Source organism: Erwinia oleae (genome assembly GCF_000770305.1).
In the GTDB taxonomy this organism is placed as follows: domain Bacteria; phylum Pseudomonadota; class Gammaproteobacteria; order Enterobacterales; family Enterobacteriaceae; genus Erwinia; species Erwinia oleae.
Map to the genome: position 1 here is coordinate 84,799 of NZ_JNVB01000007.1, position 26,199 is coordinate 110,997.

Here is a 26,199-nt window from a genome sequence, read left to right on the forward strand (position 1 = left end):
ATTCCCGGAATCGTTTAGATCACTGAAGAGGCGTGCAGCATCTGCTCCCACGCCAGCAGCCGATCGGTCAGAAGCAGTTCGCGATTAACCGCTATCACGGTAAGCAGGCGATGGCGGCAGGTCATCCAGCCACGCACGCTTTCATCTAATGCGCTGCCCGGCAGCCGCATCGCCATATCAGCAATCAGCGCCTGCCGATCAACGTTAGTAATAAATTGTCCACCGCCCTGCTGCCACTTAAGCGCATCAACCAGCAGCGCACAGAGCCAGCCGACGCGCTGCGCTGCATCATCATGATTAAGAACAGGCATCAGGCCGAGTATATCGCCCCGAAGCGCGTCGGGCAGCGCATCGCACAGCGCCTTCCGCGCGTTCCAGCTTTTTTCATCCAGTAATGCCAGCGCTGCCGCAGGCGCGCCGCCGCTCAGACGCAACGCCGTGATGCAATCCGTCTCAACGGCGCCGCTCAACTGTTTTTGCAGCCAGAGCAGGCTTTGATTCTCTGCCGGAGGCGCCAGATGCAGATTCTGACAGCGGCTGCGTATCGTTGCCAACAGCGCGGCAGGCTGAGCACTACACAGCATAAACCAGGTATTTTTTGGCGGCTCTTCCAGCGTTTTCAGCAGTGCGTTTGCCGCCGCTTCTGTCAGCTGTCCGGCATCCGGCAACCAGACCACTTTTGCTCCGCCCTGCTGTGCATGGTGATACAGCTTTTCGGTCACGCTACGCACCGCATCAATACCCAGCGCACTTTTGCCTTTTTCCGGCGAAAGCGCATACCAGTCTGGATGGGTATGCGCCTGCATAAGCTGACAGGCGTGACAGCGTCCACAGCTTTTCAGGCCGTCACGCTGCTGGCACATCAGCCAGCGGCCGATCCCCCACACCAGCGAGGCGTCGCCCATACCGGGCAGCGCGTGGATCAATACAGCATGGTGCCCTCGTCCTGCCTGATGCTGGCCGATGAGCTGCCGGTAAGGCTGGTTAAGCCAGGGATACCAGTTCATGCCTGTTCCCGCAGCCAGGCAGAGAGCGTCTCTGCTATTGCAGCGGCGACGCTCTCCAGCGGCTGCGTGGCGTCAATGGTTTTTATGCGGGCGTCGTCTGCGGCGAGGGCGAGATAGCGCTCGCGCGTACGTATAAAGAAGTTCAGCGACTCCTGCTCAATGCGGTCAAGTTCACCGCGCTCGCGGGCGCGCCGAAGACCGATCTCCGGTGTGACGTCGAGATAGAGCGTCAGATCGGGTGAAAAATCGCCCAGTACGCTTTGTCTGAGCTGATGCATCAGTTCGGTATCCATGCCTCGCCCGCCGCCCTGATAGGCCTGCGAGGAGAGATCGTGCCTGTCGCCAACCACCCACGCCCCGCGATTGAGGGCGGGTTTGATCACGTTTTCAACCAACTGCACGCGCGCCGCGTACAGCATCAGCAGTTCCGCCTTGTCCGTGACCTGCTCATCGGCGATGCCCTGTTTAATCAGATCGCGCAGTTTTTCCGCCAGCGGCGTACCGCCCGGCTCTCTGGTATAGACAATATCGTGAATACCATGCAGATGAAGCGCATCCACTACCCGATCGCGAGCGGTGGTTTTACCCGCGCCTTCCAGCCCTTCGATAACAATAAATTTACCGTTCATTTTTTTCCCTGACGGCCTGCCGCCATGCCTGTACCGCACGATTATGGCTGGCGAGATTGGTCGTAAATGTATGTCCGCCTTCGCCGTTAGCGACAAAGTAAAGGAAATCCGTTTTGAGCGGGTGCGCTGCGGCTTCCAGCGAAGCCTTGCCTGGCATCGCTATCGGGCCCGGCGGCAGGCCAGCAATAATATAGGTATTATAGGCGCTCGACGTCTCCAGATCTTTGCGCACAAGCGTGCCGGTATAGTTTTCGCCCATACCATAAATCACCGTCGGGTCGGTCTGAAGACGCATGCCAAGCCGCAGGCGATTAATAAACACCGAGGCGACTTTACTGCGTTCCTCCGCCAGCGCCGTCTCTTTTTCAACAATTGAGGCCATGGTGACCAGATCGTTTTTGTCTTTATAAGGCAGGCCTTCCGCCTTCTGCTGCCACAAGCCGTCAACCATTTTTACCATGCGCTCGTTCGCCCGCTTCAGGAGCGCAACATCAGTGGTATTGGCGGTGTACGAGTAGGTATCGGGATAAAACCAGCCTTCTACGTCCGCCTCATCAAGCTTTAACGCTTCGGCGACGGAACGCAGTTGATCATCCGGCAAAGTGTGGCGAACGTAAGGCGCAGATCGCAGCGTCGCCAGCCAGTCGCGCATCCGCGATCCTTCGATAAAGCGCACCGGGAACTGTGCCTCTCTGCCGCTGGCCAACAGCATCAGCATCTGACGCACGGTCATGCCCGGCGTGAAACGATAGGTACCCGCTTTGAATTTTGCCAGTTCCGGTTCCATCCTGAGCAGCCAGCCAAACCAGATGGTCTGCGGAATAATATGCTGCCGGTTAAGCTCTGCCTCCAGCACTACGCGGCCAGAACCGGCAGGCAGCGTAAAGATCGTCTCTTTCGTTATGGCGAGTGGGGAACCGGCAAGCTGTCGAATTTGCCACGCGCTAAAGGCAATAACGGCCAGTACGATAAAGATCGTTCCGATAATAAATTTTCGCTGTGATGTCATGAAATATCCATGTTATTCGCAGTGGCGGCAAGTTGATCGAATAGCTGGCGACTACTGTAACGCCACGTTTCAATCTGATTAACCGGCAGCACGGGCATGAGTGCATTGGTTATGATTACTTCGTCCGCATCAGCAAGAATTTCAGGCGGCGCAGTGACGATATGCGTGGTCACGCCCTGCGCTTTCAGCAGCCGTATTACCTGCTGTCGCTGAATGCCCTCAACGCCTGAATGGCTGAGATCCGGCGTAAAAACGTCATTGTTCCGACGCCAGAACAGGTTCGCGGCACAGCATTCCACCAGCGAACCTTCAGTGTCAAGCACCAGCGCCTCGTCGGCATCGCTCTGTTCAAGCTCTGCGCGGATCAAAACCTGTTCAAGCCGGTTGAGATGTTTGATCCCCGCCAGCAGCGGAGTGCGCGCCAGCCGCACCGAACTCAATGCCAGCCGGCAGCCTCGCTGCCTGAGCGTATGATAATGTGCAGGATAGGGAGAGAGGGAGAGGAGACGCGTGGGTTGCCGGCAACCTGCCGGGCTGTAACCTCTGCCGCCCTGCCCGCGCGAGATGATGACTTTTATTACGCCATCGCTGCACGGCGCGGCGACCTCGCGCATCTCTTTTTGCAGCGTTGACCAGTCCACGTCCGCGATGCGCAGGCGCTGACAGCCTGCCTGTAGCCGCACCAGATGCGCGTCAAGAGCAATAATGGCACCGTTAAGGACGCGTGCCGTGGTGAAACAGCCATCACCAAACTGTACGGCGCGATCGGATGCCGTGAGCCAGTCCTGAGACTTACCATTGATCCAGGCCATTTTTTCTCCCTGAAATTTTACCTACCGGGAAGCGTATTCCCTGTGATGCTGAGTTTGTCTGGCGCCTTAAGAGCTTCATGCTGCGGTGAAGTTAAACGGTGAATATGAAAAAGGCCCGCGAAGGGCGGGCCTTGAGTGGCAACGGCGCAGAACTCAGACTTTACGGAAAATCAACGATCCGTTTGTGCCGCCGAAGCCAAAGGAGTTACAGAGCGTGTACTCCAGACCGCTGACCTGACGCGCCGTATGCGGCACGAAATCCAGATCGCAACCTTCATCCGGATTGTCCAGGTTGATCGTCGGCGGGATCGCCTGGTCACGCAGCGCCAGAATGGAGTAGATCGCCTCAACCGCGCCAGCGGCACCCAGCAGGTGACCGGTCATCGATTTCGTGGAACTCACCATAACGTCCATTGCGCTGGCGCCAAATACCGCTTTAACCGCCTGGGTTTCAGCTTTGTCACCGGCAGGCGTCGAAGTACCATGCGCGTTAATATAGCCGATTTTTTCTGGCGAAAGCCGGGCGTCCTTCAGGGCATTGACCATCGCCAGAGCCGCGCCCGCACCGTTTTCCGGTGGCGAAGTCATATGGTAAGCATCGCTGCTCATGCCAAAACCAACCAGCTCGGCATAAATTTTCGCACCGCGCCTTTTAGCATGCTCGTACTCTTCAAGCACCACGATCCCTGCGCCATCGCCCAACACAAAGCCGTCACGATCTTTATCCCACGGACGGCTCGCCGCCTGCGGATTATCGTTACGCGTTGAGAGGGCGCGCGCTGCGCCAAAGCCGCCAATACCCAGTGGGGTACTGCCTTTTTCCGCGCCGCCTGCCAGCATCACATCGGCATCGTCATAGGCGATCATACGCGCTGCCTGGCCGATATTGTGTACGCCGGTGGTACAGGCGGTCGAGATGGCAATGCTGGGCCCCTTCATGCCGTACATAATTGTCAGATGTCCGGCAATCATGTTCACAATGGTAGAAGGAACGAAGAATGGGCTGATTTTACGCGGCCCGCCGTTTACCAGCGCTGCGTTGTTTTCCTCAATAAGACCTAAACCGCCAATGCCGGAACCAATCGCGGCGCCGATGCGATCGGCGTTTTCGTCGGTAATGACCAGGCCAGAATCCCGCATGGCCTGAATGCCAGCGACAACTCCATACTGAATAAAGAGATCCATTTTGCGCTGATCTTTGCGCGAAATGTACTCTTCACAGTCAAAATCTTTTACTAAGCCAGCGAAACGCGTTGCGTAGGCGCTGGTATCAAAATATTCAATCGGGCTGATGCCACTCTGACCGGCAAGAAGAGCAGTCCATGTAGACTCTACGGTATTGCCGACAGGAGACAACATGCCAAGACCAGTCACAACTACACGACGCTTAGACACGTTCGTCCTCCAGAGAGAGGGAAATTGGTACGGTGCAATCAAAAAAAACGCAGGCGGTCGGGCGACCGCCTGGAGATGTTCACTTAAGCCTGATGACCATTGATGTAGTCAATCGCTGCCTGAACGGTAGTGATTTTCTCAGCTTCTTCGTCTGGAATCTCAGTGTCGAACTCTTCTTCCAGAGCCATTACCAGCTCAACGGTATCAAGAGAATCAGCGCCCAGATCTTCTACAAAAGAAGCAGTGTTAACAACTTCTTCCTGCTTAACGCCAAGCTGCTCACCAATGATTTTCTTAACGCGTTCTTCGATAGTGCTCATACTATTAAATTTCCTATCAAAACTCGCTTTCGCGATGGTTTTCGTAGTGTATAAAATGTTGAAAAAGATGCAACTAAATACCCGCTGGTCGAACCACGATTTTACGCTATTTTGCGGGTTTTACCGCAAATAACGCAAATTATTTTCGCGATCGTCAGACCATATACATTCCGCCGTTGACATGCAGCGTCTCACCAGTGATGTACGCTGCCTCGTCAGAGGCTAAAAATGCTACGGCGTTGGCGATTTCCTGCGCATCGCCGAGGCGACCCGCTGGCACTTCCGCCAGAATGGCCGTACGCTGATCTTCATTCAGCGCACGCGTCATGTCGGTTTCAATGAAACCAGGCGCCACAACGTTAACGGTAATACCACGTGACGCAACTTCGCGCGCCAGTGACTTGCTGAAGCCAATCAAACCCGCTTTTGCTGCCGCGTAGTTTGCCTGCCCCGCATTACCCATGGTTCCTACAACGGAACCGATGGTAATAATTCGGCCCACGCGTTTTTTCATCATAGCGCGCATTACCGCTTTTGACAGGCGGAAAACGGAAGTCAGATTAGTGTTAAGGATATCCTCCCACTCATCGTCTTTCATGCGCATCAGCAGATTATCACGCGTGATGCCGGCATTATTCACTAAAATGTCCACTTCGCCAAATTCGGCGCGAAGGGTGGTAAGCACGCTCTCAATAGACGCCGCGTCGGTGACGTTCAGCAACATCCCTTTACCGCGGTCGCCGAGATAAGCGCTAATCGCATCAGCGCCGCTCTGGCTGGTCGCTGTACCGATCACTTTTGCGCCGCGCGCCACCAGTGTTTCAGCGATAGCACGGCCGATCCCACGGCTTGCGCCGGTAACCAGCGCGATTTTTCCTTCAAAGCTCATCCTTCATCCTCTTCTGACAGTTAAAGCGCCGCAGACAGGCTGACCGGATCGTTAACGGCACTGGCGGTCAGGCTGTCGACGATACGTTTAGTCAGTCCGGTCAGAACCTTACCCGGCCCAACTTCTAACAGCGATGTGACGCCCTGCGCAGCCATGTATTCCACGCATCCCGTCCAGCGAACAGGACTATAAAGCTGGCGGATTAACGCGCTGCGAATGGCTTCCGCAGAGGTTTCGCATTTGACGTCAACGTTGTTGACCACCGGAATAGCCGGTGCATTGAAGGTCAGTTCTTCAAGCGCCTTCGCCAGCTTATCCGCTGCGGGCTTCATGAGCGCGCAATGAGAAGGCACGCTCACCGGCAGCGGCAGCGCACGTTTAGCGCCTGCGGCTTTACACGCCGCGCCCGCACGCTCAACGGCTTCTTTGTTACCTGCGATCACCACCTGACCCGGCGAGTTGTAATTCACCGGCGAAACCACCTCGCCCTGCGCGGCGTCTTCGCACGCTTTGGCGATGGCGTCATCGTCAAGACCAATAATGGCCTGCATGGCGCCCGTTCCTTCCGGCACCGCTTCCTGCATCAGTTTGCCACGCAGTTCAACCAGTTTAACGGCATCGGTAAAATCGAGGACGCCAGCGCAAACCAGCGCACTATACTCGCCCAGGCTGTGACCTGCCAGCATTGCCGGCGCTTTGCCGCCTTTTTCCTGCCAAACGCGGAAAATAGCAACAGAGGCGGCGAGCAGCGCAGGCTGGGTCTGCCAGGTTTTATTCAGCTCTTCTGTCGGGCCGTTCTGCACCAGCGCCCAGAGATCATAACCCAGCGCGTCAGAAGCCTCAGCGAACGTTTTTTCAACCAACGAGTACTCTTTCGCCAGCTCGGCCAGCATGCCCACCGTCTGCGAGCCCTGTCCGGGGAAAACCATTGCAAATTGCGTCATTGTTTTTTCCTTTGAATCAAAAACGAACCAGCGCCGATCCCCAGGTGAAGCCACCGCCAAACGCTTCAAGCAGCAGCAGCTGACCGCGCTGAATGCGTCCGTCGCGCACCGCTTCATCCAGCGCGCAGGGAACGGAAGCGGCAGAGGTGTTACCGTGACGATCAAGCGTCACCACCACTTTATCCATCTCCATGCCCAGCTTGCGTGCCGTGGCGCTGATAATGCGCAGGTTCGCCTGATGCGGCACCAGCCAGTCAATCGCCTCGCGCTCAAGATTATTCGCCTGAAGGGTTTCTTCGACGATATGGGCAAGCTCTGTTACCGCCACTTTAAAGACTTCATTACCCGCCATGGTGACGTAAGAAGGCTGCGCCTGATTCTGACGATCCTGATAGCTGAGGGTGAGAAGTTGGCCGTAGCTGCCGTCGGCGTGAAGATGCGTGGAGATAATACCCTGCTCTTCGCTGGCGCCCAATACTGCGGCTCCTGCGGCATCGCCAAACAGAATGATTGTGCCGCGATCTTCCGGGTCAAGCATCCTCGCCAACACGTCTGAACCCACCACCAGCGCGTTTTTTACCACGCCATTTTTAATGTACTGATCGGCCACGCTAAGCGCGTAGGTAAAACCGGCGCAGGCCGCAGCAAGATCGAAGGAGATTGCATCTTTGATGCCCAGCAGATGCTGAACCATGCAGGCCGAGCTGGGGAACGCATGGCTGGATGAAGTGGTGGCAACGATGATCAGCCCGATATCGTTTTTATCAACGGCGGACATTTCCAGCGCTTTCTCAGCGGCGCGGAACCCCATTGACGCGACCGTTTCCTCTGGCGCGGCGATGCGGCGTTCACGAATGCCGGTTCGGGTGACAATCCACTCGTCCGATGTCTCTACCATTTTTTCCAGATCGGCGTTAGTCCGCACCTGTTCGGGCAAATAGCTGCCCGTACCGAGAATTTTCGTATACATGTACGCTTAGTCACTTTTAGGTAATACAGCCTGAAGGCGGGCGGCAATTCGCTCAGGAACCTGCCGCCGCACCGCCTGCTCTGCCTGTTCTATGGCGGCCAAAAAAGCGCGCTCATTGGCCGCGCCGTGACTTTTTATCACGGTATCGCGTAATCCTAACAGGCAGGCCCCGTTATACTGGTCGGGATTAAGGTGACCGAAGCGTTTGTTAAGGCGTTTTTTTATCACACGCCCCAGCATCGACAGCCACCATGCCCTTTTTTTCCCTTCACTCTGCGATTTCAGCAGCGAAAGAAACATTCTTACCACTCCCTCCATCGTTTTCAGCGCCACATTGCCGCTGAAACCGTCACACACGAGCACGTCCGTTTTACCGGTAAGAAGATCGTTGCCTTCAAGGTATCCAATATAGTTAATTTCAGGTGATTCTCGCAGCACTGCCGCCGCATCATGGATACTGCTTACGCCTTTGGTCTCTTCGTGACCAATATTCAGCAGCGCGACACGGGGCTGGCTGATGGTCAGTACTTCTTCGGCCATCACCGCGCCCATCACGGCGAACTGTACCAGCATAGCGCTATCCGCCTGCACGTTCGCGCCTAAATCCAGCACGACCGTTTTACCCTTTTGCTGATGCGGCAGTACGGTCATCAAGGCCGGACGCTCAATGCCCGCAAGCGGCTTCAATAAAAGTTTGGACAGCCCCATCAGCGCGCCGGTATTGCCCGCGCTGATGCAGGACTGCGCCCGCCCCTCTTTTACCATCTCCAGCGCCAGACGCATAGACGTGCCGCGGCTGTGGCGAATGGCCTGCGAGGGTTTAGCATCACTGGCAATAACTGACTCGGCAGGGATAATTTCCAGACGTGCCAAAGTCGCTGAATCAGCTTTTGCAAGAAATGACGTAATTTTGTCGGGATCGCCGACCAGAAGGAGTTGCAGATGCGGATGCGAAGCCAGTGCCTGCAAGGCAGCAGGCACTGTAATGCGGGGACCGAAATCCCCGCCCATGGCATCAATCGCCAGGGTCAACCTTGTCAAAGTATTGCCGCGCTGTTCCGCAGGAATTACTTAGTGATGACCTTGCGACCGCGGTAGTAACCATCCGCAGTGATGTGGTGACGCAGATGCGTTTCGCCAGAAACTTTATCTACGGAAAGAGTGGTGGTGGTCAGCGCATCGTGAGAGCGACGCATGCCACGTTTAGAACGGGTTGGTTTATTCTGTTGTACGGCCATGGACCTTACTCCTATTACTTATGCTTTAAACTGGCTAATACGGCAAATGGGTTTGGTTTTTCCGCCTCAGGCGGCAATTTGCCAAAGACCATGTCCGCCTCGGACACTTCACAGTGTTCAGAATCATGCACCGGAACTACAGGCAGAGCGAGGATAATTTCATCTTCAACCACCGCCAGCAGATCGATTTCACCGAATTCGTTAACGTCGACCGGCTCGTAGGCTTCCGGTAGCGCTTCTGCCTGGTCGTCACTGGCGACCGGACTGAAGCAATACTTCACCTGGACATGATGCGGGAAATCTTTGCCGCAGCGCTGACAATTAAGCGTCACGGAAACCGCCGCAGTACCGTTCAGTACTGCTAAACGCTGGTTGTCAATGGCGAACGACATCGAACACTCAACATCACTGTCCACACTCACGACCGATTCGGCAACGCGTTCCACCTGTTCAGGCAGATAAACGCCCTGATAGTCCAGGCGTTTCTGCGCGGTGCGAAACGGATCGAGAGTTAAGGGTAATTTTACCTTTTGCATAGGGCGCGCATATTAACTTTGTAACGACATGGAGTCAAAGAAAAAGGCCGGAAAACGGCATCTTTCACCCATTATTCGCATTCGATGCGGCGCACAGTTTAAAATGCACGTTATTAATTCGCTATCACTATTTGGAAAAATTTATGTCCCGACTGGTACTGGCTTCTACCTCGCCCTTCCGCAAGATGCTGCTGGAGAAACTGGGTATGCCTTTTGTGACCGCATCACCCGAGGTTGATGAGTCCGCCAGGACGCACGAGAGCGCAGAGGCGCTGGTCAGGCGCCTGGCGACAGCGAAAGCAGCTGCGCTGCGCGACCGCTTCCCGGATCATCTGATTATTGGTTCTGACCAGGTATGCGTGCTCAACGGTAATATTACCGGCAAACCCCATAATGAGGAGAACGCAAGGGCGCAACTGCGCGCCGCCAGTGGCAACAGCGTTATCTTTTATACCGGTCTGGCGCTGTTGGACAGCCGTACGCAGCAGCTAAGCGTGACCTGTGAGCCTTTCCAGGTGGATTTTCGCCCTCTCACCGAACAGGAGATTGCCCGCTACGTTGCGGCAGAAAAGCCGTTCGGCTGCGCGGGCAGTTTCAAAAGCGAAGGATTGGGCATTATGCTTTTTGAACGCCTGACAGGGCGTGATCCTAATGCGCTGGTGGGCCTGCCCCTCATCGCTCTGGGTGAGATGCTGCGTGAAAGGGAGGTTAATCCGCTTGTGTATGGCGTTTAGCTCACCCTGACATTCAGCCTCCCTGAGCGTTGCGCAAGGCTTCCAGACAACGCTTCAGTCCGGCATCCAGCGGTGCTTCAACGCGCATGACTTCGCCGCTGCCGGGATGGGTAAAGGTCAGTGCCGCCGCATGCAGGAAGAGTCTTTTCAGGCCGGTCGCCGCCAGCTGCGCGTCAAAATCGCGCTCGCCGTAACGATCGTCATAAGCAATAGGATGTCCGGCATGCAGGGTATGCACGCGAATCTGGTGCGTGCGGCCGGTCACCGGGCTGGCCTTGACCAGCGTGGCGAACGCATAACGCTCTTCGACTTTGAAGCGCGTCTCGGAAGGCTTGCCTTCGCTGCTCACCCGCACCACCCGCTCGCCGCTTTGCAGCGTGTTTTTCAGCAGCGGCGCCTGAACGCTTTTCACATGCGAAGGCCACTGCCCGCGCACCAGCGCCAGATAATCCTTTTGCATGCCCTTTTCGCGCAGCTGTTCATGCAGCGAGCGCAGCGCCGATCGCTTTTTTGCGACCAGCAAAATGCCGGAGGTATCGCGATCGAGACGATGCACCAGCTCAAGGAAGCGCGCCTCCGGTCGTAACGCCCGCAGTCCTTCAATGACGCCAAAGCTCAGCCCGCTTCCGCCGTGAACCGCGGTGCCGGAGGGTTTATTCATCACCAGCAGATAGTCATCTTCATAGAGAATGGCTGCGGACAGCGCGGCGACTTTGTCCAGCTTCGGCGAGACGGCGGCGTCTTCCCGTTCGGCGACGCGAACGGGCGGAATGCGGACTTCATCACCGGCCTGTAGCTTATATTCCGGCTTGATACGCCCTTTATTTACGCGCACTTCGCCTTTGCGCAAAATACGGTAAATCATGCTCTTGGGCACGCCTTTAAGCTGCGTGCGTAAAAAATTATCAATGCGTTGTCCGGCCTCATCGGCTGTGACGGTAACGGTGCGTACGGCTGGAGTCATGGTTTTCATGGTCGGCGATTCTAAATAGGGCGCTATCATAGCGCCACTTCTTTTTATGTGCTTAACTGATTATCGATGGCGCTTTCATGCTTTTTTGTGTCCGATATTCAGGCAGTTTGGTTGCAGATAACGCAGGTTATGCCGAAAGCTGGAATAAAGTTCACAGAGCAGGAAAAGTCACCTTGCTATCACAAGCTTAGCAATGGAATAATGCGAATGTTCTACGTATATAACGTGTGAAGCATGAAATACGTTCTGTACAGGAGAAAGCCTCTTCAGGTGATGGACGAAAACAGTCCACGCCATATGGCTTTTGTAAGGCAGAATGAAAAGTAATACACGATTTTGCCGGATAGCTCATACACGCAGCAATGGCGTAAGACGTATTGTGCAATCAGGCATTTAGCGGGCTGCGGGTTGCGGCCTGGACGATAAGACGGGATTGGTTCACTCTGGTTACTGACTGACGGTTCCCCTTTTTAAAAGCGTTGTTTGGCCTAATGTAAAACAAGCTGCCGAGATTTTGCGCCCCTTCTGCAACTGACAACCGTGAGGTTGACGGCGTTGCGATAAGACACGGGGTCATCGGTCGATCGCGTCCAGCGTTACTATTGCCCGTAGCTTTGTCACTAATGAAAAAATTAATGAGTAAGTTACGATGAAAAGAATGTTAATCAACGCAACTCAACAGGAAGAGTTGCGTGTTGCCCTTGTGGATGGACAGCGTCTGTACGACCTGGACATCGAAAGCCCCGGGCACGAGCAGAAAAAAGCGAATATTTATAAAGGCAAGATTACCCGTATTGAACCCAGCCTCGAAGCCGCATTTGTTGACTATGGCGCCGAAAGGCACGGTTTCCTCCCTCTGAAAGAGATCTCCCGCGAATACTTTCCCGCCAATTACGCCTCTCATGGCCGTCCGAACATTAAAGACGTGCTGCGTGAAGGACAGGAAGTTATTGTCCAGATCGATAAAGAAGAGCGTGGCAGCAAAGGCGCAGCGTTAACCACCTTTATCAGCCTTGCCGGCAGCTATCTGGTGTTGATGCCGAACAACCCGCGCGCGGGCGGTATTTCGCGCCGTATCGAAGGCGACGATCGCACCGAACTTAAAGAAGCGCTCTCTGCGCTTGAACTGCCGGATGGCATGGGCCTGATCGTCCGCACCGCTGGCGTCGGTAAATCGGCAGAGGCGCTTCAGTGGGATTTAAGCTTCCGCATGAAGCACTGGGAAGCCATTAAGAAAGCGGCAGAAAACCGCCCTGCTCCGTTCCTGATCCATCAGGAGAGCAACGTTATCGTCCGCGCCTTCCGTGACTATTTGCGTCAGGATATCGGCGAGATACTTATTGATAATCCAAAGGTACTGGAACTGGCGCGTCAGCATATCGCCGCGCTGGGCCGCCCCGATTTCAGCAGTAAAATCAAGCTCTACACCGGTGAAATTCCGCTGTTCAGCCATTATCAAATTGAGTCGCAAATTGAATCCGCTTTCCAGCGCGAAGTCCGTCTGCCCTCCGGTGGTTCAATTGTCATTGACAGCACCGAGGCGCTGACCGCCATCGATATCAACTCCGCCCGTGCGACGCGCGGCGGCGATATTGAAGAGACGGCATTCAATACCAACCTGGAAGCAGCCGATGAGATTGCTCGCCAGTTGCGCCTGCGCGACCTCGGCGGCCTGATCGTTATCGACTTTATCGATATGACGCCGGTACGTCACCAGCGCGCGGTTGAAAATCGTCTGCGCGAAGCGGTACGTCAGGATCGCGCCCGCATTCAGATCAGCCATATTTCACGCTTTGGCCTGCTGGAGATGTCACGCCAGCGTCTCAGCCCTTCCCTTGGCGAATCCAGTCATCACGTCTGCCCGCGCTGTAGCGGCACCGGGACTATCCGTGATAACGAATCGCTGTCGCTTTCTATTCTGCGTTTGATCGAAGAAGAAGCGCTGAAGGAAAACACGAAAGAAGTTCACGCGATTGTCCCTGTGCAGATCGCCTCCTATCTGCTTAACGAAAAACGCGAAGCGGTAAACGCTATCGAGAAACGCCAGGGCGGCGTCCGCGCGATCGTTGTGCCGGACGACCGCATGGAGACGCCTCACTACTCCGTACTGCGCGTTCGCAGCGGCGAAGAGACGCAGACGCTGAGCTATCATCTGCCGAAACTGCATGAAGCGGAGATGGCGCTGCCGTCTGAAGAAGAGAACGCCGAGCGCAAACGCCCTGAGCAACCCGCGCTCGCGGCCTTCGTCATGCCTGACGCACCGCCAGCACCGCAGGAGCCCGCTGCTGAAGAACCTGTCGCCGTGGCGCCTGCACCACAGCAGCCTGCGCCAGCCGCCTCCGGCACAGGCCTGCTCGGACGGTTTGTGCGTGGCCTGAAAAATCTTTTCGCCAGCGAAGAGAAGCCAGCAGCGGTTGAAGAAGAAAAAACCGACGCCGACGTTACGACGCCTGCCACGTCTGCCACACCACCGCGTGGCGAACGACGCAACAACCGTCGCCAGAACAATCGTCGTGATTACAATAATGACCGCAGCGATCGTAATAACGATCGTAACGCGCGCAATACTGAACGTAATGAGCGCGGCAGCGACCGTGGCGAGCGCAGCAATGAGCGTGGCGATCGAAATAACGACCGTGGCGTTCGCAACAGCAATCGCAACGACCGCATGGTGCGCGATCGTGATACCACCACGCAGGAAGGCCGCGACGACACACGCCGCAATCGTCGCAATAACGCGCCTCAGAGCGATATTCGTGAAGAAACGCTGACGACAACTGACGAAGCACGCAGCGAACAGCAGCAGCCACGCCGCTCGCGTCGTCGTCCTGATGAAAAACGCGTGCCGCAGGAAGAGAAAATTCCTGATGCCGTGATTGAACAGGATATTGCAGAAAACGCCGACGAAGTCGTGCAGGTGATGCCGCGCCGCAAGCCGCGCCAGCTTAATCAAAAAGTTCGCATTGAAACGGCTGAACAGACCGCCGCACGGCGTTTCGAGCCGGAAGCGGTGCCGGAGCAGCCGGTGCAGGACGTCGCGCCTGTCGCGGAAGCTGAAGAGACGGAAGAGCGCGATACCAACAGTATGCCGCGCCGTTCACGCCGTTCGCCGCGCCATCTGCGCGTAAGCGGACAGCGCCGTCGTCGCTATCGTGATGAACGCTATCCAAATCAGTCGCCTATGCCGTTAACCTTTGCAGCGGCCTCGCCAGAGATGGCCTCCGGCAAAGTTTGGGTCTCTTATCCGGTGGCGCAGATTACCGATGAGCACGCGGAGCCTGAAGAGTCCGTCGTGCCGGATTATGGTCATCACGAAACAGCAGCGGCCATTGCCGTCGCTGCTGATACGCTGCCGGAAACGGCGCAGGATGAAGCTCAGCCGGTACAGATTGCTGAGCCGCAGACTGAAACGGAGACGACGCCGGTTATCGCCGACGATGTTTCCGCCATTGAGGCGCCGGTCAACGAAGAACCTGCGGTGGTTTCCGCCGCTGACGAAGCCATTGCCGACGTCGTCGCCAGCGAGGCCGTACCTGCTAAAGAAGTAGCAGCTGATGAACCGGCGGCCATGGATGATGCAAATCCCGACGTTGCCCCAACGGGAGAACCCAGGCAGGCCGTTGAAGCCTTTGTTGAAGCCGTTGAGGAGATCGTCGAGGAAGCCCGTCAGGTTGAAGAGCAGCGTATTGCCGATAAGGTAAACCAGCAGGCGACCTTTAGTGCGGCAGACGTCAGCGATGAAACCGCCAGCCAGGTTGAAGAAGTACTGAACGCGCCTGAAGCCGCCGAAGCGCCGGTGACTACCACCGAGCCTCATGCGCCAGTACCGGCCCGTGATGTACCGGTAACGGAAGTTGCAGAGGCAAAATCGACTGAAAGCCGCTGGAAACATCACGCTACGGCGCCGATGACTAAAGCGCCAGCGCCAGCGTATCAGCCTGAGCCTGCACGTCACAGCGACTGGGTGCGCCCTGCTTTCAACTTTGAAGGCAAAGGCTCGGCCGGTGGGCACGCTGCGACTCATCAGGCAACGGCACCGGCCACCCGCCCCGGCGAGTAAGCCACGCTGTTCCGACAAGCCCCGATTGCTATCGGGGCTTTTTTATTGCCCGCTATACGGCACTATCAGCATCGCAGGTGAGTATATTCAGGGCAAAAAAAACCCGCTATCAGCAGGTAATGCTGAGAGCGGGAGAAACTGAACGCACCCGGTTTAAGCGCGTTCAAATTTTAAAATTATTTACGCATTCAGTTTGAACAAGGACATGCTGGACATATCGGTAAAGACTTTGTATGACGCCTGTAGGGCCGCCTGTTGCATCGTATAGGTGGAAATAGCGCTGGTATAGTCGACATCAACCAGCCCGCTCATCTGCGACGCCTGATTTAATGCCGTGTCATCGCCTTTGGAATCAAGCTTATCCAGTTCGTCTAACTGCGTACCCAGCTCAGAGCGCACCTTCAGAACATTGTTATAGGAATTGCTAAGCCCACGGTTAGTTTTATCCAACGCTGCTGAAGCTTGTGCTTTCGTCGCGTCATCAGCATCCTGAACAGGTGTTTTGAGCGCGGCAATGGCGGTATCAAGCGTGTTGAAAATGTTTGTTTCGCTGGCGCTACCATCCGGCTCTGGCTTGGCATTGCTGGTCAGCGTCATAAAGATATCACTGCCCGTATGGCTGGTAACCATTGTACGGCTGGCGTCCACTTTTTGCGTAATCGCGGTATCGCCGCCGTTATAAACCACTGCACCACTGGCATCTTCAGTAAACGGCGCGCTGTCGCTTTTATAACCTGCGAAGATGTAGCGTCCGTTACCATCCGTTGAGTTGGCAAGGTTCAGGAGCTGAGCACGGATCCCTTCTAACTGCGTAGCATAGGAAGCGCGGTCATCGTCTGAAAGCGTGCCGCTGCCTGCGGCAACCAGCGTACTTTGCGCTGAAGAGATGGCGCTGGTTACCTGCTGGAGCGTAGTTTCTTCCTGCGAAATGCTGTTGGTGGCAAAAGTGCGCGCTGTTTTAAACTGGCTGGTCTGCGACTGAGCCTGGCCCAGCACAACCGCCTGCGCGGCTGCGACCGGATCGTCTGAAGGATTAACAACGCGCTTGCCTGACGATAATTGTTCACCAGCCTTCAACCAGCTCGCCTGGGAGTTGGTCACGCCGCGCATCTGCTGTTCGTACATCATGGTAGTGCTGAGACGCATGACAGGTTCCTTATTCAGTTATCAGCGCACCGCGCTGAGAAGAGCATCAAATATACTGCTGGCGGTTTGAAGCACCTGCGCGTTTGCCATGTAGTACTGCTGATAGCGCGTCAGATTGCCATATTCTTCATCCAGGTTTACGCCGGAAATCGACTGCTGCTGGTTGCTTAACTGCGTTACCACGTTAGTTTGCGTGGCGCTGGTGGTTTTCAAACTGCTGGTTTTGTTACCCACGTCTGCCACCATGCTCGCATAGGCCTGCGTCAGCGTGCTGCCGCCGGAAACCACTTTTTTGGTCTGCAAATCCAGCAGCGACTGCGCATTCTGGTTGTTGCTTACTCCATCATCGGCACTGGCCGCCGCAACTTTAGACTCGTCGGTGATATTCACATCCATATTAACCACAACGTCAGAGACCGGTTTGACCAGAAAACTGTCACGCGCCGTCGGCGTGCCGGCGACGCTCAACTGAAGCCCATCGAAACTCAACGTGGCGTTGCCGCTGGCATCAGTACCTTTAGTCGGCGTTATAGCAGCGTTGTCAGAGAGGCGCGTCACGCTCCAGTTGGTGCCGTCATAGTCCACTTTATAGTTTGAGGCTTCTACCTTGCTGGTGTCCGTCCATGCTGCACTGACGGTAGCGGTACCGGCATTTTTGGTATTGGCGGTGACCGACGGGCTGCCCAGCGCGAAAAAGGCTTCGCCAGCATTGCCATCGGCATCAAACCCCGCCTCATGCTGCTTGTTAAAACTGTCGCCGAGCGCCATCGCCATTTGACCAAGCTGGTTACGGGCAGAATCAAGATCTTTACGGAAAGCCAGCAAGCCGCCCAGCGAACCGGTGGTGATGAGCTTCTCCGGGATCTCGGTTTTGGCGCCGGTCGCTGAATCCACGCTGGCGATAGTGGTACGCGTTGGATCGCTTGAAGCCGGTACGGCGGCAAGCTTGTTTACCGCGTCACCCTGCACCAGCGAAATGCCGTTACCAATGCTGATATTGTAACTTCCCCCGTCCTGCTGACTGACGGTAACGCCCACCAGCGTATTCAGCTGATTCACCAACTGATCGCGCTGATCGAGCAGGTCATTCGGCGCATTGCCGCCGCCTGCGCCCTGAAGCTTCACGATCTGCTGATTGACGTTAGCAATCTGTGTTGCATAGCTGTTGATCTGATCAACACTGGAACTGACCGAGGTGTTGAGGTTGCTGTCAAGGTTGCGCAGATAGGTATCGGTCACCTGAAACTGGTTAACCAACCCATCGGCTTTGCCCAGCACCGTCTGGCGGGCGGAAGGATCGGAGGCGTTACTCACCAATGTCTGGAGCGACGAGAAAAAGTCCTGAATATTGGTTGATAATGTATTGGTGGTGCCGGAGAGCATATTATCAATGCTGGAAATCTGACTGTATTGCGTAGACAGCGCGCTGGACTGCGTGCTGGCGCTGCGTAACTGATTAGTGATAAACGCATCGTATTCACGATTAACGCCCGAGACCGAGACACCATTACCCACGTAGCTGCCGCCGGCCAGAGTGCTGTTTGCCTGGTTAAGGATAGTGGTCTGGCGCGAATAACCGGCAACGCTGTAGTTACTGATGTTGTTGCTGGTGGTATTCAACGCGGCCTGGGCAGCGCTTAACCCGGACATCGCGGTGTTAATTAAGTTAGCCATCTCGGTTCCTTGTTACCCAGGCCGCGGCGCGGGTCGATATCAATAGGGTGCCGGTTCGTTTTAACGAAGCCCCGGCCTCTGCTATTTATCGGCTTACGTCCGATAAACTTGAGCCAAAATCAGAACAAATCGCCAATATCCTGGGTGTAGGCTTTCACCACTTTTTCACCCATATTTTTAAATTGCTGGATCATGCCAACTAACTTCTGTGCGTATTTCGGATCGGTCGCGTAGCCCGCGTCCTGAAGGGCTTTCGCGCCCTGCTCCGCGCTGGCTGCGGTGGTCACGGCCGAATACCGCGGGTTATTGCCGATCAGCTTGACGTAGTCATTCAGCGCATCGAAATAGGAGTCGTAAACGCGGAATTTCGCTTTAACTTTCTTCGCCACGCCGCCTTCGTATTCGGTCGTGGTGATCTCGGTGGTTTTACCCTGCCAGCTGCCGCTCGCCTTGATGCCGAAAACGTTGTAGCTGGGTCTGCCGTCCGCCGTCATGATTTGCCGCTGCCCCCATCCTGATTCCAGCGCTGCCTGAGCGAGGATCAGATGATGAGGAATGCCGCTCTCCGCACTCGCCGCCTTTGCGGGCTGCGCAAGCTGTGCGATGAAATCGCTGCTGCTGCCGCTGAGCGGATTGTCAGAGGACGGCAGGCGCGGCACCGCGCGACGCACAATCTGCTCCATTGCCAGCGGCGGCAGCGTATTGATGAAGTTTTTGTCCAGCATCATCGGCACGGTGCCGGCGCTCTCATCCGGCGGCTGCGCCTGCTCCATCTGTTTAACCATCATGTCGGCAAGGCCCAGCCCTTTGGAGGCAATCTGCTGGCCGATCTGCTGGTCGTACATCGACGTATACAGGCGCGTCTGTTCGGTGCTGAGCATGCCATCCTGCGGCAGCGCCTGACGCATGCTTTTCAACATCATCTGCACGAACATCCCTTCCACCTGTTTCGCAACCTCTTTAGCGTGAGCTTTGGGATCGCCGCTCACCTGGCGCTTAAGGTCGTTCAGTGAGCGGCTGTCGTACGCCGCGCCAGAAAGAGAGGGAGTCTCGCTCATCAGATAATTTCCAGTTTTGCATGCAGGCAACCTGCGCTCTGCATGGATTGCAGGATGGACATCAGATCGATCGGCGTGGCGCCCAACGCGTTCAGCGCACGAACAACGCTGTTCAGGTTAGCGCTGGCGTTGACGCTTTGCAGCGCGCCGCCGCTCTGACGAAGATCGATCTGAGTCTGTGGCGTCACGACGGTCTGACCACCGCCAAATGGCGTGTTCGGCTGGCTGACGTTCTGCTGTTGGTTCACCGTGACCGAAAGGTTGCCCTGCGCGATAGCACAACTGCTGAGCATCACTTCGCGGTTCATCACCACCGAACCCGTGCGTGAGTTAATAATCACTTTCGCGTCCTGAATCGGCACGGAAACATCGATATTCTGGATATCGGCCAGCAGGCGAACCTGCGAACTGCTGTTGGCGGAAACCTGTACCTGCACAGTGCGGCCATCCAGCGCCTGAGCAGCACCGTAGCCGCCACGCGCGTTGATCGCGTCGGAGATACGCTGCGCCATACTGAAATCTTCTTGATTGAGGAACAGATTAATGACGTTGCTGGTGCCGAAGCTGTTGGGCAGTTCGCGCTCAATGGTGGCGCCGCCGGTGATGCGTCCACCGTTGACCTGATTGACCTGAACGCTGCTGCCGCCCGCCGACGCGCCCGCGCCGCCAACCAGAATATTACCCTGCGCCAGTGCGTAAACCTGGTTGTCCACGCCCTTCAACGGGGTCATCAGCAGCGTACCGCCGCGCAGGCTTTTGGCGTTACCCATTGAGGAAACGACGACGTCAATCACCTGCCCCTGGCGGCCAAAAGCGGGCAGCTTGCCGGTCACCATCACCGCCGCGACGTTTTTCAACTGCATATTGGTGCCGGCCGGTACGGTGATCCCCAACTGAGAGAGCATGTTATTCAGGCTCTGGGTGGTGAACGGCGTCTGCGTGGTCTGGTCGCCCGAGCCATCCAGCCCGACCACCAGTCCGTAACCGATCAGCGAGTTGTCGCGCACGCCGCCCACGGTAGTGAGGTCACGAATGCGATCCGCCTGGGCCAGCGTGGTGACGCCGGCCAGCAGAAGCAGAGCAAAATGAATGATGATCTTACGCATAACAACCTCTTAAAACGGTGACAGGTTCAGGAAGAACCGTTGCAGCCAGCCCATTGTCTGCGCTTCATTGATGTAGCCGTTGCCGACGTACTCAATGCGCGCGTCCGCCACCTGCGACGAAATCACGGTATTGCTGCCGCTGATGGTGCGCGGGTTAACCACGCCGGAGAAGCGAATGAATTCGGTTCCCTGGTTGATCTCAATCTGCTTCTCACCCACCACTTTCAGGTTGCCGTTCGGCAGTACCTGGTTGACGGTGACGGTGATGGTGCCGGTGAAGGTGTTATTCGCCGTGGCGCCGCCCTTACCGGCAAAATCAGTCTTGCCGCTGGCGTCAAGATTGGTTTTGTCTCCGCCCAGCAGGCCATTCAGCGAGCTTGGGACGGCGGTCAGACCCAGCGTGCTGCTGCCGTCGCGTCCTGCGGTAGCCGAAGAGCTTTTGCTGGCGCTGACGTTTTCCTGTAGCACGATGGTGAGCGTGTCACCGATATTACGCGGACGTCGATCCTCAAACAGCGGCTGATAGCCGTAGTTCATCGGCATCACGCCCTGAAAAACTGAGCCGTTAACCACCGGCGGCGAAGCAGGCAGCGGCTGCGCCGTTGTCGAGCCATCAACCAGCGGAGTACGTGGAACTAAAGCACAACCGTTAAGCGTCAGCAGCATTGAAGCCACCAACAAACGTCCAGGCATTGAGATTTGCTTCGCCATGGAATCACGACCTTTATCATTAAGCGTTATTTATTCAGGGCCGGGCGAACCCGGCCGCTACGGCATAGACCGCGTATTACAACTGCGTCAGCTTGGCCAGCATCTGATCGGACGTGCTGATTGCCTTGCTGTTGATCTCGTAAGCGCGCTGGGTCTGGATCATGCTGACCAGCTCCTCAGCCACGTTGACGTTGGAGGTTTCGACATAGCCCTGATAAAGCAGGCCCGCGCCGTTGTTGCCCGGCGTGCTGTCGGTTGGCGCGCCGGATGACTGCGTCTCCGCGTACAGGTTTTCGCCTTTGCTCTCAAGACCCGCATCGTTAATAAAGGTGCTGAGGGTCAGTTGTCCCACCTGCACCGGCTGCGTCTGGCCCTGCTGGGTGACGCTGACCACGCCGTCACGACCGATGGTCATGCTCAGCGAGTTAGCGGGAATGGTGATCGCAGGCTGCACCGGGAAACCGGCGTTGGTCACCAGCTGGCCGTTCTGATCGGTCTGAAACGAGCCATCGCGGGTATAAGCCAACGTACCGTCAGGCATCTGCACCTGGAAGTAACCCTGACCGCTGATCGCCACGTCTTTCGACGAGTCGGTTTTGTTCAGGTTGCCCTGCGTGTGCAGGCGCTCGGTGGCAACCGGACGCGTACCCGTACCTAACTGCATACCCGACGGCAGCGTGCTCTGTTCGGACGACTGCGCACCCGGCTGGCGGATGGTCTGGTACATCAGATCCTCAAACACCGCGCGCTGGCGTTTAAAGCCGTTGGTGCTGACGTTTGCCAGGTTGTTCGAGATGACGTCCATATTGGTCTGCTGGGCATCAAGACCGGTTTTAGCAATCCATAAAGAACGGATCATGGTAGTTTCCTCTGCGCTTAGCTCATTGACAGGAGCTGGTTAGCACGCTGTTCGTTTTCATTGACGCTGGAGATCACCTTCATCTGCATCTCGAAGCGACGTGCGTTGGCGATCATATCGACCATGGTATCGACCGGCTTGACGTTGCTGCCCTCCAGCACGCCAGGCATCACCTGAATGGTCGCATCGTTTTGCAGCACGGCGCCGCGCTGCGCCTGGGCACTCGCAGTCAGACGGAACAGGCCGTCGTCGCCGCGCGTCACTTCAGAACCCATGGCTTTCACCAGCTTCAGACGACCTAACTGCACGGTGGCATTAGGTGAATCGCCTGCGTTCAGCGCGGTAATGGAGCCATCAGCAGCAATGGTTACCTCTGCGCCCTGCGGCACGGCAATCGGCCCGCCGTCGCCCATCACCACGTTTCCCTGGATGGTGAGCTGTCCGGTTGAATCCAACTGCATGTTACCGTTGCGGGTATAGGCTTCGGTGCCGTCCGGTGCGCGTACGGCCAGCCAGCCGTTTTCACGTACCGCGACATCCAGCGGACGCTCGGTGTAATCAAGTGCGCCCTGCGTCATGTCGGCACCGGGCGTCGACGCCGTTACCAGCGTGCGCGTCGGCAGAGAAAGCCCTTCGACCGGCACGGCGCGCAGCGCGTTAAGCTGCGCGCGGAAGCCCGGCGTTGAGGCATTGGCCAGGTTGCTGGCCGTCACTGCCTGCTGATCGAGGGTCTGACTGGCAGCCCCCATGGCGGTATATATCGCGTGATCCATAAGACGATCCTGTTAGCCGTATTAGCGCAGGTTGACCAGGGTATTGAGGATCTGGTCCTGAGTTTTGATGGTCTGCGCGTTGGACTGATAGTTACGCTGCGCGACGATCATATTGACCAGCTCTTTACTCAGATCCACGTTGGATGACTCCAGCGCGCCTGCGGTCAGGGTGCCGAGGTTACCGGTGCCGGCCAGTCCAACCAGCGCCTGGCCGGAAGAGTTGGTGGCGGACCAGACGTTGTTGCCTTCAGACTTCAGGCCTTCCGGGTTAGCGAAGTTCGCCAGCGCGATCTGTCCCAGTACCTGGGTTTTCTCGTTGGAGTAGTTGCCGACCACGGTGCCGTCGTCATTGATCTGGTAGCTGGTCAGTTCGCCCGGCTTGTAACCATCCTGCGTCGGGTTACCAAAGGTGCTGGTGCCGGTGTTCTGCTGCTGGCTGTTCAGCATGGTCAGAGAGAACGTCTGCGCTGCGCTGCCGTTCAGTGAAGCCATGCTCAGCGTCTGGTCTGGGGTAGAGGTCAACTGGCCGCTGCTGTTGAACGTCATGTCGAAGTCGCCCGCGCTCTGACCGGTGCTGGAGTCCACGGCGTGCACGTTCCAGGTGGTGGTTGGATTAGCGGCGTTGGTGGTATCCGACGCATTCTTCACGAAGTAAAGGTTAATCGTGTGCGCGTTGCCCAGTGAGTCATAGGTGGTCATCGACGCTTTGCTGTTGTAGCTGTCGACGTTGGCGGAATCAAACGGCGTAACGGTAGGCACGCTGTCGGTGGAGTTCAGGTTGGCTACCAGCCCGGCCGTGGTGGTGGCTTTGGCTGACATCGCCGTTGTTGGCACGCTCAGCGCAACCGGGTTAGCACCGGTTTGCACCGTTGGCGGCGTACCGGTTGCCGGATAGCCAGTCAGTTGCAGGCCGTTTGCGTTAACGATGTTGCGGTTCTGGTCCAGGGTGAACTGGCCGTTACGGCTGTAATAAACCGCGCCGCTGGTGTCCGTCATGCGGAAAAACCCCGCCTGGCTGATTGCCACGTCCAGACCACGACTGGTCGACGTTGTCGTACCGTCGTTAAAGTCCTGCGTTACCGCTGCAACTTTCACGCCCAGGCCCACTTTAGAGTCGGCAAACATGTCAGCGAAGGAAACGGTAGCGGATTTAAAGCCCACCGTCGCAGAGTTAGCGATGTTGTTGCCGATAACGTCGAGATTGCTGGCGGCGGCGTTTAAGCCACTGACTGCCTGTGAAAATGCCATGTGTTCACTCCAGAAAAAAGGTTAATGTGTTAAATAATCTGCCGAACTTTCTCAACGGTAGTCGATCCCATCGTGCCCAGATCTAACAGGGCGCCGCTGCTATTGTTGGTCACACCCGATACCAACGCATAGTTCAGCGGCTGCGCAACCAGCTGACCGGCTGCATTGCTGGCGCTGATTGAAACTTTGTATTTACCGTCTGCTGCCGTAGTGCCATCCAGCGTGCTACCGTCCCAGGAGAAGGTATGTACGCCCGAACTCAGGCCGCCCAGGTTAATGGTTTGCACCACTTTGCCCGATGCGTCGGTAATGGTTGCGGTAGTGGCGCTTGACGCCTGCTCCAGGCTGACGCCGAACGGCGTGGTCTGCCCGCTGCCTACCAGAACCTGACTGCCATCCACCATCACGCCATGACCGATCAGCGTTGAAGCCTGCAACGACTGTCCGCTGCTGATCTGGCCGGAAATAGAGCCCAGCGTGGTGTTCAGTTTTTCAATCCCGCTGAGGGTATTGATCTGCGCCAGCTGGGTGGTCAACTGGTTGTTGTCCATCGGGTTAGTCGGGTCCTGGTTTTTTAACTGGGTCACCAACATCGTCAGGAAGTTACTTTGTAAATCCGCCGCCGTTTTATCAGTCGTTGAAGACGACGAGGTAATCGCCGTGTTGTCTAACGACTCATTTACGCCTACTGCAATGCCCATCCGCGTGCTCCTTATTGACCCAATGTCAGGGTTTTCATCATCAATTGCTTGACGGTATTCAACACTTCAACGTTGGCCTGATAGCTGCGCGAAGCCGACATGGTGTTTACCGTTTCGCTCACCACGTCCACGTTTGGCATCTTCACGTAACCTTTAGCGTCCGCCATCGGATTACCCGGTTCGTAAACCAGTTTGGCCGGCGTGGGATCGTCAACCACCTGCGCCACACGCACGCCGCCGGTTGGCGAGCCTGGCTGCGCGGCAGTCTGAAACACCACCTGCTTGGCCACGTAAGGCTGACCATCAGGCCCGGTCACGCTGTCGGCGTTGGCCAGGTTACTGGCGCTGACGTTAAGACGCTGCGACTGCGCATTCATCGCCGAACCGGCAATATCGAAAATACTCAGTAAAGCCATAAATTATTGCCCCTGTAGCACAGACATCATGCTCTTGATCTGACCGCTGATAACGGTCAGGTCGGTCTGGTATTTCAGGCTGTTGTCCGCGAACTGCGTACGTTCGCGATCCATATCAACCGTGTTGCCATCCATTGAAGGCTGATCCGGCACGCGGTACATCAGATCAATAGAAGGAGGTTGTGACGTTTGCGCAGGAATATGGCGCGCCGAGGTGACCGCCAGCGACATACCCGATCCCTGCGCGCGCCCCTGCTCCATCACCTTGCTCAGCTGGCTGGCGAAATCGATATCGCGCGCCTGATAGCCAGGGGTATCCGCATTGGCGATGTTAGATGCCAACACCTCCTGCCGCTGAGCCCGCAGGTTCAGCGCCTCGGTGTTAAATCGCAATGCGGCGTCCAGTTTGTCGAGCATGTTTCCTCCACTCACAAGAATTCAGTGCTGTCAGCTTAATTGCAGAATGCAAGTGGCGATTGTCTGAATAGCGCTAAAAAACGTCGCTAATTTGCGCATTGACCTGAGAAGGGGTCAGATAGAATGGCTGCCATGATGTTAAGAGGGGATGAAAATATGCGAGGGTTCACCTTCTTGCTGCTTTGTGTGGCAGGCCTGACGTCCATGTCGGTCAGCGCGGACGATCTCAGCGGGCAACTCAATCAATTTTTTAAAAACCGCTATGGTGAAAACGGTCTGCGTGCCGATACCCTGAACGTTGTGGTGAAGTCGCCGTCTTCACAGTGGCCAACCTGCGCCGCCCCACAGTTTTCACTGCCGGGTAACAGCCGCGTCTGGGGCATGATGAGCGTGGCGGCGAACTGCGATCAGAATCGCCGTTACATTCAGGTTGAGGTGCAGGTGACCGGCAGCTATCTCGTTGCGACCCGCCAGGTGCCGCGCGGCACGGCGCTGACCGCTGACGATGTAAAAATTCAGCAGGGGCGCTTAGATACGCTGCCTGCCCGCACGGCGCTCACCGCCGATGAAGTGA

27 protein-coding genes are annotated in these 26,199 nt (G+C 56.4%); 3 read left to right on the plus strand and 24 right to left on the minus strand.

All coding sequences use genetic code 11. The features are described 5' to 3' along the window. Positions 1 to 14: 14 nt before the first annotated feature. From holB to yceD, 12 genes are all read right to left on the minus strand, one after another. A complete protein-coding gene (gene holB / locus GS12_RS04000) occupies positions 15 to 1,007 on the minus strand; it encodes a DNA polymerase III subunit delta' (protein ID WP_034944147.1) in 993 nt (330 codons plus the stop codon). Next, positions 1,004 to 1,636 carry a dTMP kinase gene (tmk, locus tag GS12_RS04005; RefSeq protein WP_034944150.1) on the minus strand — a complete coding sequence of 211 codons (633 nt, stop codon included), beginning with the start codon at positions 1,634 to 1,636 and terminating at the stop codon, positions 1,004 to 1,006. The genes holB and tmk overlap by 4 nt, the downstream gene beginning before the upstream one ends. Then, entirely contained in the window at positions 1,626 to 2,645 is a 1,020-nt protein-coding gene (gene mltG / locus GS12_RS04010) for an endolytic transglycosylase MltG (protein WP_034944153.1), read from the minus strand. The genes tmk and mltG overlap by 11 nt, the downstream gene beginning before the upstream one ends. Next, entirely contained in the window at positions 2,642 to 3,457 is an 816-nt protein-coding gene (gene pabC / locus GS12_RS04015; RefSeq protein ID WP_034944156.1) for an aminodeoxychorismate lyase, read from the minus strand. The genes mltG and pabC overlap by 4 nt, the downstream gene beginning before the upstream one ends. Before the next feature lie 153 nt (positions 3,458 to 3,610). Next, positions 3,611 to 4,852 (minus strand): beta-ketoacyl-ACP synthase II, encoded by a 1,242-nt coding sequence (gene fabF / locus GS12_RS04020; RefSeq protein ID WP_034914090.1) that lies wholly within the window; start codon positions 4,850 to 4,852, stop codon positions 3,611 to 3,613. 83 nt (positions 4,853 to 4,935) lie between these two features. Continuing rightward, complete coding sequence (acpP, locus tag GS12_RS04025) at positions 4,936 to 5,172, minus strand: acyl carrier protein (RefSeq protein WP_004157115.1); 237 nt, start codon at positions 5,170 to 5,172, stop codon at positions 4,936 to 4,938. Positions 5,173 to 5,326: 154 nt separating this feature from the next. Then, the gene (gene fabG / locus GS12_RS04030) at positions 5,327 to 6,061 is read right to left on the minus strand and encodes a 3-oxoacyl-ACP reductase FabG (protein ID WP_034914089.1); all 735 of its coding nucleotides are present in this window, start codon (positions 6,059 to 6,061) and stop codon (positions 5,327 to 5,329) included. Positions 6,062 to 6,081: 20 nt separating this feature from the next. Beyond that, entirely contained in the window at positions 6,082 to 7,005 is a 924-nt protein-coding gene (gene fabD / locus GS12_RS04035) for an ACP S-malonyltransferase (RefSeq protein WP_034914087.1), read from the minus strand. Positions 7,006 to 7,021: 16 nt separating this feature from the next. Beyond that, on the minus strand, positions 7,022 to 7,975 hold the full coding sequence (locus tag GS12_RS04040; RefSeq protein ID WP_034914086.1) for a beta-ketoacyl-ACP synthase III: 954 nt from the start codon (positions 7,973 to 7,975) through the stop codon (positions 7,022 to 7,024). A gap of 6 nt (positions 7,976 to 7,981) precedes the next feature. Beyond that, the gene (gene plsX, locus GS12_RS04045; protein ID WP_034914083.1) at positions 7,982 to 9,016 is read right to left on the minus strand and encodes a phosphate acyltransferase PlsX; all 1,035 of its coding nucleotides are present in this window, start codon (positions 9,014 to 9,016) and stop codon (positions 7,982 to 7,984) included. A gap of 26 nt (positions 9,017 to 9,042) precedes the next feature. Next, on the minus strand, positions 9,043 to 9,213 hold the full coding sequence (gene rpmF, locus GS12_RS04050) for a 50S ribosomal protein L32 (RefSeq protein ID WP_016192161.1): 171 nt from the start codon (positions 9,211 to 9,213) through the stop codon (positions 9,043 to 9,045). 14 nt (positions 9,214 to 9,227) lie between these two features. Continuing rightward, the gene (gene yceD / locus GS12_RS04055) at positions 9,228 to 9,749 is read right to left on the minus strand and encodes a 23S rRNA accumulation protein YceD (RefSeq protein WP_034914079.1); all 522 of its coding nucleotides are present in this window, start codon (positions 9,747 to 9,749) and stop codon (positions 9,228 to 9,230) included. A gap of 143 nt (positions 9,750 to 9,892) precedes the next feature. Between yceD and GS12_RS04060 the strand changes: the two genes are divergently transcribed. Further along, entirely contained in the window at positions 9,893 to 10,483 is a 591-nt protein-coding gene (locus tag GS12_RS04060) for a Maf family protein (protein ID WP_034944159.1), read from the plus strand. 13 nt (positions 10,484 to 10,496) lie between these two features. Here GS12_RS04060 and rluC read toward each other — a convergent pair whose 3' ends face one another. After that, entirely contained in the window at positions 10,497 to 11,456 is a 960-nt protein-coding gene (rluC, locus tag GS12_RS04065) for a 23S rRNA pseudouridine(955/2504/2580) synthase RluC (protein ID WP_034944182.1), read from the minus strand. A 649-nt stretch (positions 11,457 to 12,105) separates the two neighbouring features. Between rluC and rne the strand changes: the two genes are divergently transcribed. Beyond that, entirely contained in the window at positions 12,106 to 15,516 is a 3,411-nt protein-coding gene (gene rne / locus GS12_RS04070; protein ID WP_034944162.1) for a ribonuclease E, read from the plus strand. Between the two features lie 180 nt (positions 15,517 to 15,696). On the opposite strand, the gene flgL is transcribed toward rne, so the two are convergent. The 11 genes from flgL to flgB form a co-directional block, all read right to left on the minus strand. Further along, positions 15,697 to 16,662 carry a flagellar hook-associated protein FlgL gene (flgL, locus tag GS12_RS04075; RefSeq protein ID WP_034914072.1) on the minus strand — a complete coding sequence of 322 codons (966 nt, stop codon included), beginning with the start codon at positions 16,660 to 16,662 and terminating at the stop codon, positions 15,697 to 15,699. A gap of 21 nt (positions 16,663 to 16,683) precedes the next feature. Beyond that, positions 16,684 to 18,336: a flagellar hook-associated protein FlgK gene (gene flgK, locus GS12_RS04080; RefSeq protein WP_034944165.1), complete on the minus strand. Its 1,653-nt coding sequence runs from the start codon at positions 18,334 to 18,336 to the stop codon at positions 16,684 to 16,686. Positions 18,337 to 18,455: 119 nt separating this feature from the next. Next, positions 18,456 to 19,394: a flagellar assembly peptidoglycan hydrolase FlgJ gene (flgJ, locus tag GS12_RS04085; RefSeq protein ID WP_034914068.1), complete on the minus strand. Its 939-nt coding sequence runs from the start codon at positions 19,392 to 19,394 to the stop codon at positions 18,456 to 18,458. Continuing rightward, positions 19,394 to 20,500, minus strand: coding sequence for a flagellar basal body P-ring protein FlgI (locus GS12_RS04090; protein WP_034914067.1), 1,107 nt, complete (start codon positions 20,498 to 20,500; stop codon positions 19,394 to 19,396). The genes flgJ and GS12_RS04090 overlap by 1 nt, the downstream gene beginning before the upstream one ends. A 9-nt stretch (positions 20,501 to 20,509) precedes the next feature. Then, positions 20,510 to 21,211: a flagellar basal body L-ring protein FlgH gene (locus tag GS12_RS04095; RefSeq protein ID WP_034914064.1), complete on the minus strand. Its 702-nt coding sequence runs from the start codon at positions 21,209 to 21,211 to the stop codon at positions 20,510 to 20,512. Positions 21,212 to 21,287: 76 nt separating this feature from the next. Next, positions 21,288 to 22,070, minus strand: coding sequence for a flagellar basal-body rod protein FlgG (flgG, locus tag GS12_RS04100; protein WP_034914063.1), 783 nt, complete (start codon positions 22,068 to 22,070; stop codon positions 21,288 to 21,290). Positions 22,071 to 22,087: 17 nt separating this feature from the next. After that, a complete protein-coding gene (locus tag GS12_RS04105; RefSeq protein ID WP_034914061.1) occupies positions 22,088 to 22,843 on the minus strand; it encodes a flagellar basal body rod protein FlgF in 756 nt (251 codons plus the stop codon). A 21-nt stretch (positions 22,844 to 22,864) separates the two neighbouring features. Continuing rightward, positions 22,865 to 24,091 (minus strand): flagellar hook protein FlgE, encoded by a 1,227-nt coding sequence (gene flgE / locus GS12_RS04110; RefSeq protein ID WP_034914060.1) that lies wholly within the window; start codon positions 24,089 to 24,091, stop codon positions 22,865 to 22,867. A 29-nt stretch (positions 24,092 to 24,120) separates the two neighbouring features. Next, complete coding sequence (flgD, locus tag GS12_RS04115) at positions 24,121 to 24,792, minus strand: flagellar hook assembly protein FlgD (RefSeq protein WP_034914059.1); 672 nt, start codon at positions 24,790 to 24,792, stop codon at positions 24,121 to 24,123. 11 nt (positions 24,793 to 24,803) lie between these two features. Further along, on the minus strand, positions 24,804 to 25,208 hold the full coding sequence (gene flgC, locus GS12_RS04120; RefSeq protein ID WP_034914058.1) for a flagellar basal body rod protein FlgC: 405 nt from the start codon (positions 25,206 to 25,208) through the stop codon (positions 24,804 to 24,806). 3 nt (positions 25,209 to 25,211) lie between these two features. Further along, the gene (gene flgB / locus GS12_RS04125) at positions 25,212 to 25,625 is read right to left on the minus strand and encodes a flagellar basal body rod protein FlgB (RefSeq protein ID WP_034914056.1); all 414 of its coding nucleotides are present in this window, start codon (positions 25,623 to 25,625) and stop codon (positions 25,212 to 25,214) included. A 156-nt stretch (positions 25,626 to 25,781) separates the two neighbouring features. Here flgB and GS12_RS04130 point away from each other — a divergent pair. Then, positions 25,782 to 26,199, plus strand: a 418-nt coding sequence (locus GS12_RS04130; protein WP_034944184.1) for an SAF domain-containing protein, incomplete at its 3' end; no start/stop codon positions are given.

Bases quoted from the DNA above. Each gene is read 5' to 3' on its own strand.
- rpmF (WP_016192161.1), bottom strand. From the start codon at position 9,213: ATGGCCGTACAACAGAATAAACCAACCCGTTCTAAACGTGGCATGCGT.
- flgD (WP_034914059.1), bottom strand. From the start codon at position 24,792: ATGGGCATTGCAGTAGGCGTAAATGAGTCGTTAGACAACACGGCGATT.
- rne (WP_034944162.1), top strand. From the start codon at position 12,106: ATGAAAAGAATGTTAATCAACGCAACTCAACAGGAAGAGTTGCGTGTT.
- mltG (WP_034944153.1), bottom strand. From the start codon at position 2,645: ATGACATCACAGCGAAAATTTATTATCGGAACGATCTTTATCGTACTG.
- yceD (WP_034914079.1), bottom strand. From the start codon at position 9,749: ATGCAAAAGGTAAAATTACCCTTAACTCTCGATCCGTTTCGCACCGCG.
- fabG (WP_034914089.1), bottom strand. From the start codon at position 6,061: ATGAGCTTTGAAGGAAAAATCGCGCTGGTTACCGGCGCAAGCCGTGGG.
- GS12_RS04060 (WP_034944159.1), top strand. From the start codon at position 9,893: ATGTCCCGACTGGTACTGGCTTCTACCTCGCCCTTCCGCAAGATGCTG.
- flgB (WP_034914056.1), bottom strand. From the start codon at position 25,625: ATGCTCGACAAACTGGACGCCGCATTGCGATTTAACACCGAGGCGCTG.
- flgC (WP_034914058.1), bottom strand. From the start codon at position 25,208: ATGGCTTTACTGAGTATTTTCGATATTGCCGGTTCGGCGATGAATGCG.
- GS12_RS04105 (WP_034914061.1), bottom strand. From the start codon at position 22,843: ATGGATCACGCGATATATACCGCCATGGGGGCTGCCAGTCAGACCCTC.
- tmk (WP_034944150.1), bottom strand. From the start codon at position 1,636: ATGAACGGTAAATTTATTGTTATCGAAGGGCTGGAAGGCGCGGGTAAA.
- flgL (WP_034914072.1), bottom strand. From the start codon at position 16,662: ATGCGTCTCAGCACTACCATGATGTACGAACAGCAGATGCGCGGCGTG.
- flgE (WP_034914060.1), bottom strand. From the start codon at position 24,091: ATGGCATTTTCACAGGCAGTCAGTGGCTTAAACGCCGCCGCCAGCAAT.
- holB (WP_034944147.1), bottom strand. From the start codon at position 1,007: ATGAACTGGTATCCCTGGCTTAACCAGCCTTACCGGCAGCTCATCGGC.
- GS12_RS04090 (WP_034914067.1), bottom strand. From the start codon at position 20,500: ATGCGTAAGATCATCATTCATTTTGCTCTGCTTCTGCTGGCCGGCGTC.
- pabC (WP_034944156.1), bottom strand. From the start codon at position 3,457: ATGGCCTGGATCAATGGTAAGTCTCAGGACTGGCTCACGGCATCCGAT.
- acpP (WP_004157115.1), bottom strand. From the start codon at position 5,172: ATGAGCACTATCGAAGAACGCGTTAAGAAAATCATTGGTGAGCAGCTT.
- rluC (WP_034944182.1), bottom strand. From the start codon at position 11,456: ATGAAAACCATGACTCCAGCCGTACGCACCGTTACCGTCACAGCCGAT.
- flgG (WP_034914063.1), bottom strand. From the start codon at position 22,070: ATGATCCGTTCTTTATGGATTGCTAAAACCGGTCTTGATGCCCAGCAG.
- fabD (WP_034914087.1), bottom strand. From the start codon at position 7,005: ATGACGCAATTTGCAATGGTTTTCCCCGGACAGGGCTCGCAGACGGTG.
- GS12_RS04040 (WP_034914086.1), bottom strand. From the start codon at position 7,975: ATGTATACGAAAATTCTCGGTACGGGCAGCTATTTGCCCGAACAGGTG.
- GS12_RS04095 (WP_034914064.1), bottom strand. From the start codon at position 21,211: ATGGCGAAGCAAATCTCAATGCCTGGACGTTTGTTGGTGGCTTCAATG.
- flgK (WP_034944165.1), bottom strand. From the start codon at position 18,336: ATGGCTAACTTAATTAACACCGCGATGTCCGGGTTAAGCGCTGCCCAG.
- flgJ (WP_034914068.1), bottom strand. From the start codon at position 19,394: ATGAGCGAGACTCCCTCTCTTTCTGGCGCGGCGTACGACAGCCGCTCA.